The 706-nt window shown below is 59.3% G+C and carries 1 protein-coding gene; it reads right to left on the bottom strand.

Going from position 1 to position 706, the window contains the following annotated elements; genetic code table 11:
• Window positions 1–116: 116 nt before the first annotated feature.
• Complete coding sequence (tnpB, locus tag QJT78_RS51835; protein WP_157791311.1) at window positions 117–455, bottom strand: IS66 family insertion sequence element accessory protein TnpB; 339 nt, start codon at window positions 453–455, stop codon at window positions 117–119.
• Window positions 456–706: the final 251 nt, after the last annotated feature.

Genomic DNA, 706 nt, shown 5'->3' with positions numbered 1-706 from the left:
CTTGACGACAGCGCCATCACGGTGTGTCGGAGCAATGCTGGATCGGAAGGCAAATCACTCATGCAAAGTGATTTTACAACAACTCCGCATGAGTGACGAGCTACTCTTGATGCGGATCAACCAGCTCGCGCTGGCTGATCCACAACTCGCATCGGCACACGCTTCCAGTCTGAGAGTTGAGCATGAGATAGCGGCATGACGCCTTCCTTGATCGGCGGCCAGGTGAACTGCCCCTCGATTCTTTTGTAGTAAAGGACAAGGCCGCTTCCGTCCCAGGTCAGGATCTTCACGCGATCTCGGCGCTTGGACCGGAAGACATAAAGTCCGCCGTCGTACGGATTGGCCCCAAACCCCTCGCTCACCAGCATCGCCAGTGAGTCCATCCCCGACGGAAATCGATCGGCTGCGTCGCGATCCAGATCGACAACCCAGGTCGGAGCCCGATCATCGACCAACCGTCCCGACTGCCGCAAGCACCTCGCACAGCGCCCGCCGGTCGACCGTCCCCCTGACACGGATGCGAACCGCGCCGACTTTGGATCTCAATTGCTGCCTGCTCTTCGCGCGACGACAATTCGCCGCCGCAGCCAGTGATCGGTAAGCGACGTTCGCGTCCCACTCGCAAAGGTTTGGCGTGGGGATTGCAGTCTGTTGATCAACGTGTTTGCAAATCGTTGGCGGGGGGTATGGAGGCGGCAACGACGGA

The sequence above is a fragment of the Bradyrhizobium sp. Mp27 genome, assembly GCF_029953005.1.
Taxonomy (GTDB): Bacteria; Pseudomonadota; Alphaproteobacteria; order Rhizobiales; family Xanthobacteraceae; genus Bradyrhizobium; species Bradyrhizobium barranii.
The sequence above is the reverse complement of the archived record's forward strand: the minus strand, read 5'-3'. Positions and strand labels throughout refer to the sequence as shown.